Annotated in this window: 17 protein-coding genes; 6 read left to right on the top strand and 11 right to left on the bottom strand. The window is 71.0% G+C overall.

Going from position 1 to position 16,643, the window contains the following annotated elements; genetic code table 11:
- Positions 1–32: 32 nt before the first annotated feature.
- On the top strand, positions 33–1,310 hold the full coding sequence (locus K9S39_RS17580; protein WP_248868836.1) for a thymidine phosphorylase: 1,278 nt from the start codon (positions 33–35) through the stop codon (positions 1,308–1,310).
- Positions 1,311–1,883: 573 nt separating this feature from the next.
- Here the strand turns inward: K9S39_RS17580 and K9S39_RS17575 are convergent.
- Positions 1,884–3,218 (bottom strand): MFS transporter, encoded by a 1,335-nt coding sequence (locus K9S39_RS17575; RefSeq protein WP_248864312.1) that lies wholly within the window; start codon positions 3,216–3,218, stop codon positions 1,884–1,886.
- 131 nt (positions 3,219–3,349) lie between these two features.
- Between K9S39_RS17575 and K9S39_RS17570 the strand changes: the two genes are divergently transcribed.
- Positions 3,350–4,357 carry a LysR family transcriptional regulator gene (locus K9S39_RS17570; protein ID WP_248864311.1) on the top strand — a complete coding sequence of 336 codons (1,008 nt, stop codon included), beginning with the start codon at positions 3,350–3,352 and terminating at the stop codon, positions 4,355–4,357.
- Between the two features lie 53 nt (positions 4,358–4,410).
- Here the strand turns inward: K9S39_RS17570 and K9S39_RS17565 are convergent, their stop codons facing one another.
- The gene (locus K9S39_RS17565; RefSeq protein WP_248864310.1) at positions 4,411–5,229 is read right to left on the bottom strand and encodes an alpha/beta fold hydrolase; all 819 of its coding nucleotides are present in this window, start codon (positions 5,227–5,229) and stop codon (positions 4,411–4,413) included.
- A gap of 103 nt (positions 5,230–5,332) precedes the next feature.
- On the opposite strand from K9S39_RS17565, the gene K9S39_RS17560 reads away from it, so the two are divergent.
- Both K9S39_RS17560 and K9S39_RS17555 read left to right on the top strand, forming a co-directional pair.
- On the top strand, positions 5,333–6,493 hold the full coding sequence (locus K9S39_RS17560; protein ID WP_248864309.1) for an adenosine deaminase: 1,161 nt from the start codon (positions 5,333–5,335) through the stop codon (positions 6,491–6,493).
- A 138-nt stretch (positions 6,494–6,631) separates the two neighbouring features.
- A complete protein-coding gene (locus tag K9S39_RS17555; RefSeq protein ID WP_248864308.1) occupies positions 6,632–6,913 on the top strand; it encodes a hypothetical protein in 282 nt (93 codons plus the stop codon).
- Between the two features lie 187 nt (positions 6,914–7,100).
- Here K9S39_RS17555 and K9S39_RS17550 read toward each other — a convergent pair whose 3' ends face one another.
- The 5 genes from K9S39_RS17550 to afsQ1 form a co-directional block, all read right to left on the bottom strand.
- Positions 7,101–7,310: a PspC domain-containing protein gene (locus tag K9S39_RS17550; protein WP_248864307.1), complete on the bottom strand. Its 210-nt coding sequence runs from the start codon at positions 7,308–7,310 to the stop codon at positions 7,101–7,103.
- A gap of 45 nt (positions 7,311–7,355) precedes the next feature.
- Complete coding sequence (locus K9S39_RS17545) at positions 7,356–7,907, bottom strand: VanZ family protein (RefSeq protein ID WP_248864306.1); 552 nt, start codon at positions 7,905–7,907, stop codon at positions 7,356–7,358.
- 245 nt (positions 7,908–8,152) lie between these two features.
- Entirely contained in the window at positions 8,153–8,839 is a 687-nt protein-coding gene (locus K9S39_RS17540) for a hypothetical protein (RefSeq protein ID WP_248864305.1), read from the bottom strand.
- Positions 8,836–10,821, bottom strand: coding sequence for an ATP-binding protein (locus K9S39_RS17535; protein ID WP_406707957.1), 1,986 nt, complete (start codon positions 10,819–10,821; stop codon positions 8,836–8,838). The genes K9S39_RS17540 and K9S39_RS17535 overlap by 4 nt, the downstream gene beginning before the upstream one ends.
- Complete coding sequence (gene afsQ1, locus K9S39_RS17530) at positions 10,818–11,495, bottom strand: two-component system response regulator AfsQ1 (protein WP_026169550.1); 678 nt, start codon at positions 11,493–11,495, stop codon at positions 10,818–10,820. The genes K9S39_RS17535 and afsQ1 overlap by 4 nt, the downstream gene beginning before the upstream one ends.
- A 228-nt stretch (positions 11,496–11,723) precedes the next feature.
- On the opposite strand from afsQ1, the gene K9S39_RS17525 reads away from it, so the two are divergent.
- Positions 11,724–12,503, top strand: coding sequence for a SigE family RNA polymerase sigma factor (locus tag K9S39_RS17525; RefSeq protein ID WP_248864304.1), 780 nt, complete (start codon positions 11,724–11,726; stop codon positions 12,501–12,503).
- Positions 12,504–12,767: 264 nt separating this feature from the next.
- Here the strand turns inward: K9S39_RS17525 and K9S39_RS17520 are convergent, their stop codons facing one another.
- Positions 12,768–13,424, bottom strand: coding sequence for a uridine kinase family protein (locus tag K9S39_RS17520; protein WP_248864303.1), 657 nt, complete (start codon positions 13,422–13,424; stop codon positions 12,768–12,770).
- A 117-nt stretch (positions 13,425–13,541) separates the two neighbouring features.
- On the opposite strand from K9S39_RS17520, the gene K9S39_RS17515 reads away from it, so the two are divergent.
- Entirely contained in the window at positions 13,542–13,940 is a 399-nt protein-coding gene (locus K9S39_RS17515; RefSeq protein ID WP_248864302.1) for a hypothetical protein, read from the top strand.
- 49 nt (positions 13,941–13,989) lie between these two features.
- On the opposite strand, the gene K9S39_RS17510 is transcribed toward K9S39_RS17515, so the two are convergent.
- From K9S39_RS17510 to K9S39_RS17500, 3 genes are all read right to left on the bottom strand, one after another.
- A complete protein-coding gene (locus K9S39_RS17510; protein WP_248864301.1) occupies positions 13,990–14,217 on the bottom strand; it encodes a hypothetical protein in 228 nt (75 codons plus the stop codon).
- Positions 14,218–14,336: 119 nt separating this feature from the next.
- Positions 14,337–15,212, bottom strand: coding sequence for an aldehyde dehydrogenase family protein (locus tag K9S39_RS17505; protein ID WP_248864300.1), 876 nt, complete (start codon positions 15,210–15,212; stop codon positions 14,337–14,339).
- Positions 15,205–16,641 (bottom strand): aldehyde dehydrogenase family protein, encoded by a 1,437-nt coding sequence (locus K9S39_RS17500; RefSeq protein ID WP_248864299.1) that lies wholly within the window; start codon positions 16,639–16,641, stop codon positions 15,205–15,207. The genes K9S39_RS17505 and K9S39_RS17500 overlap by 8 nt, the downstream gene beginning before the upstream one ends.
- Between the last annotated feature and the right edge of the window lie 2 nt (positions 16,642–16,643).

Here is a 16,643-nt window from a genome sequence, read left to right as displayed (position 1 = left end):
CCACCACCCGTTCGAAAGGAAGCCCCATGGCCATGGACGTCATCTCCGTCATCCGTACCAAGCGCGACCGCGGTGAACTGACCCCCGAACACATCGACTGGGTCATCGACGCCTACACCCGCGGCGAGGTCGCCCATGAGCAGATGTCGTCCCTGGCGATGGCCATCTTCCTCAACGGCATGACCCGCAAGGAGATCGCCCGTTGGACCGCCGCCATGATCGCCTCCGGCGACCGCATGGACTTCTCCTCCCTCACCCGCCCCACCGCCGACAAACACTCCACCGGCGGCGTCGGCGACAAGATCACCCTCCCCCTGGCCCCCCTCGTCGCCGCCTGCGGCGCCGCCGTCCCCCAGCTCTCCGGCCGCGGCCTCGGCCACACCGGCGGCACCCTCGACAAGCTCGAAGCCATCCCCGGCTGGCGCGCGAACCTGACCAACGCCGAAATGCTCGGTGTCCTCGACTCCGTCGGCTCCGTCATCTGCGCCGCCGGCGACGGCCTGGCCCCCGCCGACAAGAAGCTCTACGCCCTCCGCGACGTCACCGGCACCGTCGAATCCATCCCCCTCATCGCCTCCTCCATCATGTCCAAGAAGATCGCCGAGGGCACCGGCTCCCTGGTCCTGGACGTCAAGGTGGGCTCCGGCGCCTTCATGAAGAACATCACCGACGCCCGTGAACTCGCCTCCACCATGGTCGGGTTGGGCACCGATCACGGCGTACGCACCACGGCCCTGCTCACCGACATGGCCACCCCCCTCGGCCGGACCGCCGGCAACGCCCTCGAAGTCCGCGAATCCGTCGAGGTGCTCGCCGGCGGCGGCCCCGCCGACGTGGTGGAGCTGACCCTGGCCCTGGCCCGCGAGATGCTCGACGCGGCCGGCCTGCCCGACGCCGACCCCGCCAAGGCCCTCGCCGACGGCACCGCCATGGACCACTGGCGCCGCATGATCCGCGCCCAGGGCGGCGACCCCGACGCGCCCCTGCCCACGGCCCGCGAAACGCACGTGGTGCCCGCCCCGCAGACCGGCGTCCTCACCACCCTCGACGCCTACGCCGTCGGCCTCGCCGCCTGGCGCCTGGGCGCCGGCCGTGCCCGCAAGGAAGACCCGGTCCAGGCCGGCGCCGGCATCGAACTCCACGCCAAGCCAGGAGACGCCGTCGTGGCGGGCCAGCCGCTGCTCACCCTCCACACCGACACCCCCGACACGTTCGACTACGCCCTCAAGGGCCTCGATTCCGCCTACGGAATCGCCCCTGCGGGCACGGAGTTCACTCGCGGCCCGATTGTCCTGGACCGCATCGCATAACGCGGTCCTCCGCTGCGCTCGGCGTGACGCTGCGCTTGGCCTTAGCCGACTTGGGGGTTCGCCTGCGGCGGGCGTGCGCCCCACGTTTTCGGCTTTCCCGCCGTGTGGGTGTTTCGCCGTTGCGCCTGCGGCGGGCGTGGGTTTTTCGGGTGCGGTGACGGGCCTCCGGACTCCGTCTTGCGGCCCGTTCCCCTCCCGACGGTGGGTGGAGAGGGGCCGGTGGGGCCCCATGTGGTCTGTCGGGTGTCTGTGTCCGGGGCCACAGGGTGCACATGACCGGCTACATGGCCCCCACCGGTCTTCTTCCCACCCCTTCGGGAGGTGCCGGTCCGCAGGACGGAGTCCGGAGGTCCGGCGCCGCTGCCGAACAGCCCCGCGCAGCGGCAACAGCTCACCGCAGGTGCAACGGCGGGACAGTGAAGGATGTCGGCTCAGGCACAGCGCAGCGGACGCCCGCCGCAGGCGACCCCCACGTCGGCTCAGGCCGAGCGCGGCGAAGGACCCGCCCCACCAGGACAGGTAGAGGGGCGGGCCCTTCGGCTCAGGGGCCGCGACGCTGCGGGCCTACGCGGCCTACGCCGCCTTCTCCAAGTGAAGGAGGCGCCGTTCGACAACGGCCTTGCGGGTGGCGTACAAGGTGATCGCGGCAGCGCCGACCATTGCGGCCAGGCCCAGCAGAACCGTGCCCTCCCAGCCGGCGGCGCGGAAGGCCAGCGCGCCGAGCGCGCCGCCCAGGCTGCTGCCGATGTAGTACGCGCACTGGTAGAGGGCCGACGCCTGGGCGCGAGCCGTCTTGGCGGTGCGGCTGACCGACGACGAGGCCACCGCGTGGCCGGCGAAGAAGCCCGCGGTGATCAGGACCAGACCCACCAGGACCGCGACGACGGACTGGGCGAGGGTGAGCAGCAGACCCGTGGACGTCGCGCCGACCGCCAGGTAAAGCGCGCCGCGCCGGCCCATCCGGCCCACCAGCCTGCCCGCCGCGGCCGACGAGACCGTACCGACCAGGTAGATGATGAAGATCGAGCCGACGATGCCCTGCGGGAGGTCGAACGGCGCCGCGACCAGGCGGTAGCCGATGACCGTGTAGACCGCGCCGAACACCGTCATGAAGAGCGCGCCGATGCCGTACAGACGGCGCAGCAGCGGGTTGCCCAGGTGGCCGCCGAGAGAGCGCGCCAGCACCCGCGGGCCGACCGAACGGGGCGTGAAATGACGGGCCTTGGGGACCAGCAGCCGGAAGGCCACCGCGCACACCACGGCCATCACACCCACTGCGGCCAGCCCGGCCCGCCAGCCCCAGACCTGGGCGACCCAGCCGGTCACGATCCGCCCGGACATCCCGCCGATGCTGTTGCCCGCCACGAACAGGCCGATGGCCGCCACCAGCGCCTTCGTACGTACCTCCTCGGCCAGGAAGGCCATCGCCGAGGCCGGCAGCCCGGCCAGCGCCACGCCCTGGACGGCGCGCAACGCGATCAGCCAGCCGAGCGACGGAGCGAACGGCACCAGCATCGCGAGCAGCGCGGCCAGGGAGAGGGAGGCGGTCATCAGGGTGCGCCGGCCGAAGCGTTCGGACGCCGCGCTCAACGGGATCACACCGAGCGCCAGGCCGAAGGTGGCCGCCGACACCGTCCAGCTGGCCTGATCCGGCGTCACCCCGAGGTCACCGGAGATGGCGGGCAGCAGGGCCTGCGTGGAGTAGAGGAGCGCGAAAGTGGCGACTCCGGCGGCGAAGAGCGCGAAGCTCATCCGGCGGTAGCCGGGGCCGCCCGGGTGCAGCTTGCCGGACTCCGGGTCGACGGCGGCGGCAGCGGAATCCGTAGCGGAATCTGTGGAGTCTGTGGACGACTGGGGAGAGGCGGCCGCACGGTCAGTGACGGACGCCCCGGTATCAGCGGGAGGCATGCTTCGAAAATAGGGCGCCCCGGTTCATGCGTCCAATGCATAGAAAGGCCATAATCAATGCTGTGAAACATGATCGCAGTTCAGGTGGCTCAGCAGGTTCCCCTTTGTCGCAACCTCGCAACAGAAAACACATGCGGGAACAGGGCCGGCCGACGCGAGCCGTCGCCTCGCGCCGCGGTGGCCTGGCCGACGGGGCCGCCACGGCCGACCGGGGCGAGGCCGTGGAACTCGGCAGCGACTCCTGGGCATCGCTGCTCGCGCCCCGCCTCGCCCAGTTCACGGCGGTCGCGCGCCACGAACACGTCACGCGTGCCGCCCAGGAGCTCGGCATGCCGCAACCGACCCTCAGCCGCGCCATCGTCCGGCTGGAGGACGACCTCGGCGTGGCCCTCTTCGCCCGGCACGGCCGCACCCTCTCGCTCACCCCGGCCGGCCGCGCCTTTCTCGCCTCCACCGAGCGCGCGTTGACCGACCTGGAGCGCGCCACCGATTCGGTACGCGCCGACGCCGACCCCGGCGCCGGCAAGGTCGCCTTCGGCTTTCTGCACACCCTCGGCTCCGAAACCGTCCCCGGCCTGATCCGCACCTTCCGCGCCGACCACCCCCGCGTCCGCTTCCAGCTCGTACAGAACTACGGCGAGGCGATGATCGAACGGCTCCGCGCCGGCGACCTCGACCTCTGCCTGACCTCGCCGGTCCCGGACTACCCCGATCTGGTCGCCCGTCGCCTCGACGAACAGAAACTCCGCCTCGTCGTCCCCGACGACCATCCACTGGCCCGCCGTAAGCGGATCCGGCTCGCGGAGGCCGCCGACGAACTGTTCGTCACCCTAGAACCGGGCTACGGGCTGCGCCGGATCACCGACGCGCTGTGCGCGGAGGCGGGGTTCACCCCACGGGTCGCGTTCGAGGGCGAGGAGGCCGAGACGTTGCGCGGTCTGGTCGCGGCCGGGCTGGGCGTGGCGCTGCTGCCGCCGCCGGCCGTCCCACGGCCCGGCGTCGCCGAACTCACCGTCACGGCACCCCGCGCGGTCCGGGAGATCGGCGTCGCCTGGCTGGACGGCCACTCGGACACGCCCCCGGTGGCCGCCTTCAAGAAGTTCCTGCTGAGCCGACGGGGGTTGCTCCTGCCGCGGTGAGGCGAGAAGGGAACGGAGCGCGGTACGCGAGGAACTGGCTGAGCCCAGATTGCTCAATGCCGTAACGAAGCCCCGAACCCCGAGGCCAGCGGCATCCTCAGGCCCAGGGGCGGCGGGGCCGCCATGGCGTCCTTCACCGGGCGGGCGTAGTCCCGGGTGAAGAGCGAGCCGAGCATGAAGTCGGCGGCCAGCGCGAAGACTTCGGTGCGGTGCTGGTGCAGCCAGTGGCCGTCGGAGTGCACCTCGAAGCGGCAGATGTCGCGGTTGACCTTCTTGGCGCGCTCGGCGTAGCGGTAGGAGAGATCGGGGTCGTTGCGCTCGTCGTTGGTGCCGTGGACGAGGAGGACCTGGCGGCCGATGAGCTGCTTCACCGGCTCGGGCTCCTGGGGGGCCGGGCCGGGGGCGGGGATCCACGGGGCGAGCGCCAGAACGGAGTTCACGGCCGGGTGGCCGGCGGCGTGCAGGGCGGCGCGGGCGCCCATGCCCGTGCCGACGAGGCAGACCGGTATGTCGCCGTAGCGGCGCACCACCTCGTCGAGGGCCCAGGTCGCGTCGCGCGCCGGATGGGCGGCCGCGCCGTTCCAGCCGCGGCAGCGGTAGTGCAGCACATGGGCGGCCAGGCCCTCGGCGCGGCCCGCCTTCGCCAGCCGGACCGCCAGCGGTCGGGTGGCCAGTGCCGGGATCGGCGACGGACGCCGGACACCCGTCGGCCCGCCCTCCGGGAGTATGAGCGCGACGCCGCTCACCGTCGGGCCGGCCCCTCGCCCGCCACCGCCCTTCCAGCGGAGCGCCGCACGTATGCCCTCCTCGCCGGTCGTTCCCAGCGGTCTTCCCAGCCGGGCCTCACGCACCGGCAGCGCTTGCTGAGCCATGACGAGAACGATGGCAGAAGGCGTGGTGCGGGCCACCCCGCGGACGGGTCACTGTTACGTATCGTTCGATGAGATCTACGCGCGTAGGGGCTAGAGTGCCGAGATGACGAGCGAGACCACCACTCTTCCGACCAGTGAACAGATCCGCCGTGCCCCCAAGGTGCTGCTCCACGATCACCTCGACGGCGGCCTCCGCCCCGGCACCATCGTCGACCTCGCGCGCGACACGGGCTATGAAGCACTCCCCGAGACCGACCCCGAGAAGCTCGGGATCTGGTTCCGCGAGGCCGCCGACTCCGGTTCGCTGGAGCGCTACCTGGAGACCTTCGCGCACACCTGCGCCGTCATGCAGACCAAGGACGCCCTCAAGCGGGTCGCCGCCGAGTGCGCCGAGGACCTCGCCGCGGACGGTGTGGTCTACGCCGAGGTCAGGTACGCGCCCGAGCAGCACCTGGAGCAGGGCCTGAGCCTCGAAGAGGTCGTCGAGGCGGTCAACGAGGGCTTCCGTGAGGGAGAGCGGCGGGCGCGCGAGAACGGTCACCGGATTCGCGTCGGCGCGCTTCTGACCGCGATGCGGCACGCCGCCCGCGCCCTGGAGATCGCCGAACTCGCCAACAGCTACCGTGACTTCGGCGTCGTCGGCTTCGACATCGCGGGCGCCGAGGCCGGCTTCCCGCCCACCCGTCACCTCGACGCGTTCGAGTACCTCAAGCGGGAGAACAACCACTTCACCATCCACGCCGGTGAAGCCTTCGGTCTGCCCTCCATCTGGCAGGCGCTCCAGTGGTGCGGCGCCGACCGTCTCGGTCACGGCGTCCGGATCATCGACGACATCGAGGTCGCCGACGACGGCTCGGTCACGCTCGGCCGGCTCGCCTCGTACGTACGGGACAAGCGCATCCCGCTGGAGATGTGCCCCACCTCCAACCTCCAGACCGGCGCCGCCACGTCCTACGCGGAGCACCCCATCGGTCTGCTGCGCCGACTGCAGTTCCGGCTCACGGTCAACACCGACAATCGGCTGATGAGCGGCACGAACATGTCCCGGGAATTCGAGCACCTGGTCAAGACATTCCGGTACACGCTCGATGACATGCAGTGGTTTACGGTCAATGCAATGAAATCGGCGTTCATTCCTTTCGATGAACGTCTAGCCATGATCAATGACGTGATCAAGCCCGGATATGCGGAGTTGCGTTCCGAATGGCTGTTCCGGCATGTGGCCACAACGACCGCTGTGAGCAGGGGCTCTGACACTGAGTAAGTGGCCTTCCGGCGTTTAGCAAAACGGTCGGTGGATTGTCCACCGACCGTTTTTGTTCGGCCGTGGCTGTTTGCGGCGGCGGGGCCGCGTCACTAGGTTTTCGAGTCGGTAAATCCCCCATCACGAGGACGTATTTCGATGAAGCAGGGAACCATCAAGACTCTCGGTGCCGTCGCGCTCGGCGCCGCCTTCGCCGCCACCGCCGCGGGCACCGCCGCCGCGGCCCCGGCGCTCGACGCCAGCAGCGGCAAGGCCGTGAAGAAGCTGCCGGTCGACGAGGCCAGCAAGAAGGCTTCCAAGGCCACCAAGAAGCTGCCCACCGGCCAGGTCAAGGCCCCTGTCAACTCGAAGGGCACCAGCCTGCTCGGCGGTCTGGCACCCGGGGCCCTGCAGACTCCCGTCACCGGGCCCCTCGGCTGACCGAGCGCGCGGTGCTGTCCGCCCCTGGATGGTTGAGTCGGGTCTAGGGGACATACGCCCGACCGTGCCCCGGCCGTACGCCGCCTCGCGTATGCGCCGGGGCACGGTCATGTCCGCAACGGTCGTGTCCGCAACGGTCGTGTCCGCATGCGAGGGACCTTCGGGGCGGCGCCGGACGGGGCTTCGTTTACCAGGCGGTGGCGCTGGTGGCCTTGTCCTCCGAGGGGAGGAGTATCCACAGCGCCAGGTAGAGGAGGAACTGCGGGCCGGGCAGCAGGCACGAGAGCAGGAAGATCACGCGCATGGTCGCCGGGGTCGTGCCGAAGCGACGGGCCAGGCCCGCGCACACTCCGGCGATCATTCGGTTGTTGCGGGGGCGGACCAGTGCGGCGGCCATGATGACAACTCCTTCTCGACTTCGTGGGGCGGATGCCCCGATGTCTCAAAGGTAGGTCCGCGAGCCGGAAAGCACGTCAGCCTGCGGGGCTACTTCGACCCTGGGGATCTTCGGGGTTGCACCCCTGAGATGCTCGTACCGGCGGCGTAGCCGGGACCGGCACCCAGGTACGACGGCCAGATGGGCCACCGCCACCCCGAGGGTGTTGAGCAGCACCGTGTCGACGTCCGGGACCTGGCCCGGCACTCCGGTCTGCAGCAGCTCGATGGCCAGCGCGATCATGGCACCGGCGAAGACCGTGCGGGCCATCGACGTCACCGGAGAGGCGTACAGCCGCCCGGCCGACATGGGGAGCAGCACCCCGAGAGGCGCCAGCAGCAGCACCGGGCCGGTCAGGCTCTGCACGGCCTCCCACGGGCCGCGCGCCAGCTCGGCGCTGATCGACGCCAGCGGCTTCAGGTTCGGCGCGGGCACCCAGAGGACGGTACGGGGACGCAGCATCAGCCAGCCGACGATCAAAAGATGCGCCACGAGGAGCAGAAGTCCGGTGGCGCGCAAACGGAGGGCGGCGGTGCCGCCGGGGCCATGACGCTGCACAAAGGCCAGGACGCCGGTAGCGGGGGCCGCGGTTCCGCCCTGTTGCGCCCGTCTTGCGCACCCGCATGTGGCACCTTGTCTCGGGCATCTCCTCTCGGGAGCGGACGGCGTCCGGGCGGGCGCGACCCTGAAAACCCCTGAGTGCGACCCTTAGGGGACGAGCCGGGTCGTCTCAGGGTCGCCGCCCACAGCCTGTCTCGGTCAGGACCCCTCGCCGTCAGCCCCGCTCGGTCAGACCCGCCCGGTCAGCTCGTCTCGGTCAGCGGGTCGCCCCAGCCCGCGTGCTGTGCGATGTCCGGGTTGTCCAGGACATCCGCGGAGCAGTCGTAGCGCCGTGGCTCATCGTCGCCGGGGCCGCCCAGTACCGCGGCATGTGTGTGCCCCAGCGCCGAGCTCGCGCCGTACGAGCACACCAGCTGCGCCAGCGCGAAGGACGGCAGATCGTCCGGCCGCACGCTCAGCCGCAGCGCGTCAGCGGGGTCGCCCTTACGGGGGCCCTCGACCGTGAGGTCCTCGGGCAGCGCGGTGCTGAATCCGGCCTCTTCCTCGGCCCGCGCGGGCGGCTTCTGCAGCTCGTTCAGCAGCGTACGGGCGGCCTCCAGACGTGCGGCGGCCGGTGCGCCCTTGGACGGTGTCACGGTGCGCTCCACCTTGGCGAGCGTCGAGCTGCATACCAGATAGACGGTGACCCGCACGTCATCTCCGGCCGCCGGGGCCCGGTCGTCCGGGGCGATCTTGCAGCTCACCCGCGAGGGCGCGCCGCCGGCGTCGACCGGGACGGAGGTGCCCCGGACACCGCAGCCCGCGGCGGCCAGCGCGAGCGCCGCGACGGCGGCGACGGTGGCGCCGCAGCGCACCGTACGGGCGGGCCGCCGGTCGGGTTCCGTACGCGGGGCGCGGCCGGCGCGCCAGGTGTACCCGGTGCGGGTCATCGGTCGTCCTCCGTGCCTTCTTCGGGCGCGCGGGATGCTCCCCCAAGTTCTCGACCTTGCTCGGGCGCGCCCCGGCGGCCCTGGGCGTCATCGTGCGCGCCCCCGTAGCCCTGGGCGTCCCCGCGGTCCTCCGTGTTCCCGCGGTCCCGACCGGCACCGCCGCGCTCCCGGTCGCCGCCGCCGTCCCGCTGCTTCTCGCTCTCCCAACCGGCCCCGCCGTCCGGCCGGCTCCCGTCGTCCCGCCGCTCTCCGCCGTCGCCCGCCAGCCGGGAGGCGTCCATCGGCAGCCGCAGGGTGAAGACCGCGCCGCCTTCGGGCAGATTGGCCGCGGTGATCTCGCCGCCGTGGATGTGCGCGTTCTCCTGCGCGATCGACAGGCCCAGGCCGCTGCCCTCCGACCGCGGCCGGGACGCGCTCGCCTTGTAGAAGCGGTCGAAGACATGCGGCAGGACCTCCTCCGGGATACCGGGGCCGTGGTCCCGCACCCGGATCACCAGAGCGCCGCCCCCGGTCCGGCCGACGCCCCGCTCCTCCTGCCCGGCGTCCGGCCGCGCCGGCCGTTCGGGCCGCTCCGGCCCCCGTCCACCGGCGGACGCCCCCGTGGCCGGGCCGTCTCCGCCCTCTCCGGGCACGCCCTCGGTATGTACGGACACCCGCACCGGCGAGCCCCCGTGCTTGAGGGCGTTGCCGATCAGATTCGCCAGGATCACATCGAGCCGCCGCGGGTCCAGCCGGGCCACGATGCCCCGGTCCGCGTCCAGATCCACCGCGTCCAGCCAGGCCCGTGCGTCGATACAGGCCGTCACCTGGTCCGCGACATCCACATCGTCCAGCACCAGCCGCGCCGTCCCCGCGTCGAAGCGGGTGACCTCCATCAGGTTCTCCACGAGGTCGTTCAGCCGCCGGGTCTCGCTGACCACCAGCTGCACGGCGGGCGCGATCATCGGGTCGAGGGACTCGGACTCCTCCTCCAGCACCTCCGTCACCGCGGTGATCGCCGTCAGCGGCGTCCGCAGCTCGTGCGACATATCGGCGACGAACCGCCGGGACGCCGCCTCGCGCCCGCTCAGCTCCTCGACGCGCTGTTCCAGGCGCTCCGCCGTACGGTTGAACGTCCGGGAGAGTTCGGCGAGTTCGTCGGTGCCGGTCACCCGCAGCCGGGTGTCGAGACGGCCCTCGCCGAGCTGCCGCGCCGCGTGCCCGAGCCGCTGGACGGGCCGCAGCACGGTCGTCGCGGCGGCCTGCGCCAGCAGCGCCGAGCCGACCAGCGCGAGCGCGGTCGCGATCCCCAGGGACCAGGCCAGCGAGTTGAGGTCCTGCCGCTCGGCGGCCAGCGACTTCATCATGTAGCCGGTCGGGCCGCCGCCGATCACCTTCGCCCCGGCGACGAGATAGGGGACCTCCCCGACCTCCCGGCGCTGCCAGTACAGATGGTGTGGATAGCGGTTCGACTCGTCGACCTTGCGCACCTCGTTGACCGCGGTACGCAGCGACTTGGGCACCGTCTTGAGCGTGAGCAGGTTCTTGTTGGTGGTCGCCGCGCAGTCCTTGCCGTCGCGGTCCACACCGATCAGCAGCACCGTGTAGTTCTGCGGCCCGCCCGCCATCTGCCGTGCGGCGTCCTGGAGTTCGGCGCACCGGGGCCGCAGGGGCAGCGACCGGGTGCTGTCCTCCAGCGCTTTGCGGAAGTCCTTGAGCACTGCGTTCTGGGTGCGGTCCAGGACGGTGTTGCGGTTGAGCCAGTACGCGATGCCGGACGCGGAGACCGCCGCCGTCAGCGCGACCAGCGCGAAGACGACGACCAGCCGCAGCCGCAGGCTGGTCCAGAGCAGCAGTCCCGAGGCGCGGCGCAGCAGCCGCACCACCAGGTGGGGCTTGCCACCGTCACCGCCGCGCTCCGCGGTGCCGTCCCCGCTCCCGCGCTCGGCCGCGCCGTCGGCCGCCCCGCTGTCGGCCGCCCTGTCCGAGGAACGTTCCGTCACTGCGGGGAGTCCAACCGGTAGCCGACGCCGCGGACCGTACGGATCAAGGTCGGTGAGGACGGCACGTCCTCCACCTTCGCGCGCAGCCGCTGCACACAGGCGTCCACCAGGCGCGAGTCACCGAGATAGTCGTGCTCCCACACCAGCCGCAGCAGCTGCTGCCGGGACAGCGCCTGGCCCGGCCGGCGGCTCAGCTCCAGCAGCAGCCGCAGCTCGGTGGGTGTCAGTTGCAGATCCTCGCCGTTCTTGGTGACGGTCATCGCCGAGCGGTCGATCACCAGCGAGCCGAAGGTCGCCGAGTCGCTGGACTCGCGCTCCCCGCGGCGCAGCACCGCCCTGATCCGGGCGTCCAGCACCCGGCCCTGGACCGGTTTGACGACATAGTCGTCCGCGCCGGACTCCAGGCCCACCACGACGTCGATGTCGTCGTTGCGGGCGGTGAGCAGGATGATGGGCAGTTGGTCCGTACGCCTGATCCGCCGGCACACCTCGAAACCGTCGATGCCCGGGAGCATCACGTCCAGCACGATCAGGTCCGGGCGCTGCTCGCGCAGCAGCTTCAGGCCGTCCTCGCCCGTCGCCGCGGTCACCACACGGTGACCTTGGCGTGACAGCGAGAGTTCGAGGGCCGTGCGGATGGCGTCGTCGTCCTCGATCAGCAACAGGAATGGCACGTCGCCATTCTGGCGCATGGGACGCCGGGACATCGACCAGTGGTGTGTCCTCGACAAAGGCCCGCACGCGTGGGCCGCCCGTTGTCGCGCGCCGCCGGGGCTGTGACAGGGCTGTGACAGTCGGCGGACAACGCGATGAAACTGGGTTGGCAGTCTTTTGGGCACCGGGAGGGAACAACCGCCCGGGGAGACACCGAACAAGCTGGCTCAACCGACGGGGGGCGCGAGATGAACACACTGCACGGCACCACCACCAGCGCAGTTATCACGCGTCTCCACGACGTCGGGAGGGCTTGTGAGAAGTCCGGTGCCGTGAGCGGGCGGGGGTGCGCTCGCGGCACCGGGCGTCAGCGTCCGCCTTTCATGGTGGCCGTCGACGCGACGGTGGGGGGCAAGAACGGGGCCCACGGGGGAAACGCGGGCCACGGGGGAGCGGAGTACAGGGAGGGCACGGGGGAACGGCGCTCCGCGTCGGAGGCGGCCGGGGCCGAAGCGGCCTTCACCGCCTACGTCCAGGAGCGCCGGGCCTCCCTGTACGCCACCGCCTACCACCTGACCGGTGACCGCTACGAGGCCGAGGACCTGCTGCAGAGCGCGCTGTTCTCGACCTACCGGGCATGGGACCGGATCAGCGACAAGGCGGCGCTGGGCGGTTATCTGCGGCGCACGATGACCAATCTGCACATCAGTGCCTGGCGTCGGCGCAAGCTCAACGAATACCCGACCGAGGAACTGCCGGAGACGGCCGGCGACGTGGACGCGATGCGCGGCACCGAACTGCGTGCCGTGCTGTGGCAGGCGCTGGCCCGGCTGCCCGAGAACCAGCGCACGATGCTGGTGCTGCGCTACTACGAGGGCCGTACGGACCCGGAGATCGCCGACATCCTCAACATCAGTGTCGGCACGGTGAAGTCGAGCATCTGGCGCGCCCTGCGCCGGCTGCGCGAGGACGAGGTCCTCAGCTTCGGCCGTGACGAGGAAGAGTCCTTCGGCGAGCTGGTGGCCTGAGGACAGGGGGAAAGCGGGGAGATACCCGAGGGGAAGGGGGTACGGGGGAACCGGCGGGAGCTGGGGGGCTCCAAGAAGCCGGGAGTACGGGGGAACGGAGCGGGTTCGGACGGCCGGGGGGTCTGTCCGAGCCCGCTTCTTCGTGTTGCTGCCTCTGCGTCTTCGTGCTGCTTCTGCGCAGTGCCGCGTTCTACGCAGTGTCGCTGTGCGGTGTCGCCCTGCGTGGTGTCGCCTCTACGTCGTGTCGCTCTACGTGGTGGTCCGCTACTGCGTACTGCTTGCGCGCCGTACGGCCTCGTCCAGCGCTTCCACCGCCTGTACCGCCGATATGCGCGCCAGCGCCTCCGGCTTGGCGCAGGGGTGCGCGCCCAGCGCGCAGTGCCGCGCGACGACCGACCGCTCGGCGCGCAGCAGCCGCAGTCCACGACGTACCAGATACGGGGCCGACTTACGGGCCTCCCGTAGATCCCTCACCAGTCGGCGGCGGAAGGTCGTGGTGGGTCGCCCGCGCAAACACAGCGCGTCGGCCAGCACTCCCGCGGTACGGCACTCCGCTATGACATCGGCCGCGAAAATACCCTCCGCGATGAACAGCGGGGCATCGCCGATGTCCAGACCTGCCTCGCCGACGCACGCGCTGACGGAGATGTCGTATACCGGGACCGTGGTGCGCCCCGTACCGCACAGCGCCTCGATCGCGGCGAGCGCGGCGCCCGCGTCCCAGGAGTGCGGGGAGTCCCAGTCGGTGCCGCCGCCGGGCAGCTGCGGGAGTGTCGGGTCCGTGCCCTCTTTGTAGAAGTCGTCGAGGTTGAGGACGGGCAGGCCGGTCAGGGCGGCCAGGGAGGTCTTGCCGGAGCCGGAAGGGCCGGTCAGCAGGACGACGCGGGCGGACGACGGCCGGGCAGGAGGCTGGGAGGTCACGGGGACCCATTGTCGGGCATTGGGCCGTGGGGGCTACCCCCGGCGCCACAACTGGATCGGCCGCCTCCCTCTCAACTACTCTTCGCAGTCAATCGATTACCCACAGGCAGGTGGCTTATGGTCCTTTACGTACGTCCCAAATTCAGCGGCGTTCCGCGCACTCTGCTGCGTACCGGTCTGACGGTCACCGCGGCCGGCGCAGCGCTGGCGGCGGGCAGTGCCGCGACGGCGAACGCGGCCCTCGTGCCGACGAAGGCTTCCGATGTCCGCGAGACGGCGCGCGCCCTTACCGATGTGGTGTCCGCGACGGCCGCCCCCTCCACCGGCACGTTCAAGAACATGCAGCTGGACCCGCTGGCCAACACCCCCGCCGACCCGCTGAACAACGGCGTCGGCACCAGGATCGGCGACTTCAAGCCGATGAGCACCACGCAGGTGACCGGCACCCTGGCGAAGGGCGGCACCGTCCAGGACCTGCCAGTGGTGGGCCCGGCGGCGCGGGCGCTGCCGGGGTGATGGGGCCCGGCAGCAGGCTCGTCGCTGAGCCCCCGGCCCGGCCGGGGGCTCAGCGCCCGCGACGCCAGCGAGCGGTTCGACGCTCCAGGACGTGCTCGCTCTGCTCGCCGTACACCGTGTAGAGCTCGTCGGACTCCGGAAGCTTGCCGAACGCCTGCTTGTTGAGCTCATGCGACGCGAGCTTGCTGCGGATCGCCGGCAGCTTCTCCGCTCGCTGGTCGGAGCTCGTGGCGAACTTGTGCAGCGCATCCTGGGCGGCGGTGAAGTGCTCCGCCACGGATCTCCCCGAATTGTCGTCGTCGCGCTGTCAAGATCATCGTAGTGAAGGGCTCGGACAGCAGTGCGGGGCCCATCCCCAGAGGATGAGGCCCCGCACAGCCGGTGCCTGGAACGCTGTTACACGCCCATCGGATGCCAGACCGTCTTCGTCTCCAGGAAGGCGAGCAGACGGTCCGTCCCGGGGGCGGCCGTCCAGTCCACCGAACCCGGGCGGAGCACCCGCTTCAGGTTCTCGGCCGCCGCGGTTTCCAGCTCCTTCGCCAACGAGCCCTCATCCGACAGGCCGGTCGCCCCCGCCAGATCGATGGCGTTGACGTCCTGGTGGGCGGCGAGCGGGGCCGCGATCTCCGCCGTACGGCCCGAGAGGATATTGACCACCCCGCCCGGAACATCGGACGTGGCGAGCACCTCCGCCAGGGACAGCGCGGGCAGCGGCGCCTTCTCCGACGTCACCACGACCACCGTGTTGCCGGTGACGATCGCCGGGGCGATCACCGACACCAGACCGAGGAACGACGACTCCTGGGGCGCCAGTACGGCCACCACACCGGTCGGTTCGGGCGTGGAGAGGTTGAAGTACGGGCCCGCCACCGGGTTGGCGGAGCCGGCGATCTGGGCGACCTTGTCGGACCAGCCCGCGTACCAGACCCAGCGGTCGATGGCGGCGTCCACCAGGGCGGCGGCCTTGGACTTCGACAGCCCCTCGGCGTCCGCCACCTCCGCGGCGAACTGCTCGCGGCGGCCCTCCAGCATCTCGGCGACGCGGTAGAGGATCTGGCCGCGGTTGTAGGCCGTGGCGCCGGACCAGCCGCCGAACGCCTTACGGGCCGCGACCACCGCGTCCCGCGCGTCCTTGCGGGAGGACAGCGGGGCATTGGCCAGCCACTTGCCCTTAGTGTCGGTCACCTCGTACACCCGCCCGCTCTCGGACCGGGGGAACTTCCCCCCGACGTACAGCTTGTAGGTCTTGAGAACACCCAAACGATCAGACATTGAGGTACGCCTCCAGACCGTGCCGGCCGCCCTCGCGGCCGAAGCCCGACTCTTTGTAGCCGCCGAACGGCGAGGCCGGGTCGAACTTGTTGAACGTGTTGGACCAGATGACGCCCGCACGGAGCCGGCTTGCCATCCACAGGATCCGCGAGCCCTTCTCCGTCCAGATGCCCGCCGACAGCCCGTACGGCGTGTTGTTCGCCTTCGCGACGGCCTCCTCCGGCGTACGGAAGGTCAGCACGGACAGCACCGGGCCGAAGATCTCCTCGCGGGCGATGCGGTGCGCCTGGGTGACGCCGGTGAACAGCGTCGGCGCGAACCAGTAGCCCGAGGCGGGCAGTTCACAGGCCGGGGCCCAGCGCTCGGCGCCCTCGGCCTCGCCCGCCTCGACCAGCGCGGTGATACGGGCCAGCTGCTCGGCGGAGTTGATGGCGCCGATGTCGGTGTTCTTGTCGAGCGGATCGCCGACCCGGAGCGTCGCCATCCGGCGCTTGAGGGCGTCCAGCAGCTCGTCCTGGACCGACTCCTGCACCAGCAGGCGCGAGCCCGCACAGCAGACCTGCCCCTGGTTGAAGAAGATGCCGTTGACGATGCCCTCGACGGCCTGGTCGATCGGGGCGTCGTCGAAGACGATGTTCGCCGCCTTGCCGCCCAGCTCCAGGGTCACCTTCTTGTCGGTGCCGGCGACCGTACGGGCGATGGCCTTGCCGACCGCGGTGGAGCCGGTGAAGGCGACCTTGTTGACGTGCGGGTGGGCCACCAGCTCGGCGCCCGTCGAGCCGTCACCCGTAATGATGTTGACGACGCCCTTGGGGAGCCCGGCCTGGCGGCAGATGTCCGCGAAGAAGAGCGCCGACAGCGGCGTCGTCTCGGCGGGCTTCAGCACCACCGTGTTGCCGGTCGCCAGCGCCGGGGCGATCTTCCACGCGAGCATCAGGAGCGGGAAGTTCCAGGGGATCACCTGGCCCGCGACGCCCAGGGGGCGCGGGTTCGGACCGTAGCCCGCGTGATCGAGCTTGTCGGCCCAGCCCGCGTAGTAGAAGAAGTGCGCGGCGACCAGCGGCAGATCCGCGTCCCGGGACTCCCGGATCGGCTTGCCGTTGTCCAGCGACTCCAGGACGGCCAGCTCGCGCGAGCGCTCCTGGATGATCCGGGCGATCCGGAAGAGGTACTTGGCGCGCTCGGCGCCGGGCAGCGCGGACCACTTCTCGAAGGCTTTACGGGCGGCCTTGACGGCGCGGTCGACGTCGTCGGCGGTGGCCTGGGCCACCTCGGAGAGGACTTCCTCGGACGACGGGGAGACGGACTTGAAGACCTTGCCCTCGGAGCCCGGGGCGAACTCGCCGTCGATGAACAGCCCGTAGGACGGCGCGATATTGACGACCGCGCGCGACTCGGGCGCCGGTGCGTACTCGAAAACATTGGCCATGG

The sequence above is a fragment of the Streptomyces halobius genome, from assembly GCF_023277745.1.
GTDB classification, from domain to species: domain Bacteria; phylum Actinomycetota; class Actinomycetes; order Streptomycetales; family Streptomycetaceae; genus Streptomyces; species Streptomyces halobius.
Note: the sequence above shows the minus strand (reverse complement) of the source record. Positions and strands in the feature narration are given on the sequence as shown.

Excerpts from the sequence above, each read along its gene's own strand:
- K9S39_RS17580 (WP_248868836.1), top strand. The coding sequence starts at position 33 with ATGGACGTCATCTCCGTCATCCGTACCAAGCGCGACCGCGGTGAACTG.
- K9S39_RS17575 (WP_248864312.1), bottom strand. The coding sequence starts at position 3,218 with ATGCCTCCCGCTGATACCGGGGCGTCCGTCACTGACCGTGCGGCCGCC.
- K9S39_RS17570 (WP_248864311.1), top strand. The coding sequence starts at position 3,350 with ATGCGGGAACAGGGCCGGCCGACGCGAGCCGTCGCCTCGCGCCGCGGT.
- K9S39_RS17565 (WP_248864310.1), bottom strand. The coding sequence starts at position 5,229 with ATGGCTCAGCAAGCGCTGCCGGTGCGTGAGGCCCGGCTGGGAAGACCG.
- K9S39_RS17560 (WP_248864309.1), top strand. The coding sequence starts at position 5,333 with ATGACGAGCGAGACCACCACTCTTCCGACCAGTGAACAGATCCGCCGT.
- K9S39_RS17555 (WP_248864308.1), top strand. The coding sequence starts at position 6,632 with ATGAAGCAGGGAACCATCAAGACTCTCGGTGCCGTCGCGCTCGGCGCC.
- K9S39_RS17550 (WP_248864307.1), bottom strand. The coding sequence starts at position 7,310 with ATGGCCGCCGCACTGGTCCGCCCCCGCAACAACCGAATGATCGCCGGA.
- K9S39_RS17540 (WP_248864305.1), bottom strand. The coding sequence starts at position 8,839 with ATGACCCGCACCGGGTACACCTGGCGCGCCGGCCGCGCCCCGCGTACG.
- K9S39_RS17525 (WP_248864304.1), top strand. The coding sequence starts at position 11,724 with ATGAACACACTGCACGGCACCACCACCAGCGCAGTTATCACGCGTCTC.
- K9S39_RS17515 (WP_248864302.1), top strand. The coding sequence starts at position 13,542 with ATGGTCCTTTACGTACGTCCCAAATTCAGCGGCGTTCCGCGCACTCTG.
- K9S39_RS17505 (WP_248864300.1), bottom strand. The coding sequence starts at position 15,212 with ATGTCTGATCGTTTGGGTGTTCTCAAGACCTACAAGCTGTACGTCGGG.
- K9S39_RS17500 (WP_248864299.1), bottom strand. The coding sequence starts at position 16,641 with ATGGCCAATGTTTTCGAGTACGCACCGGCGCCCGAGTCGCGCGCGGTC.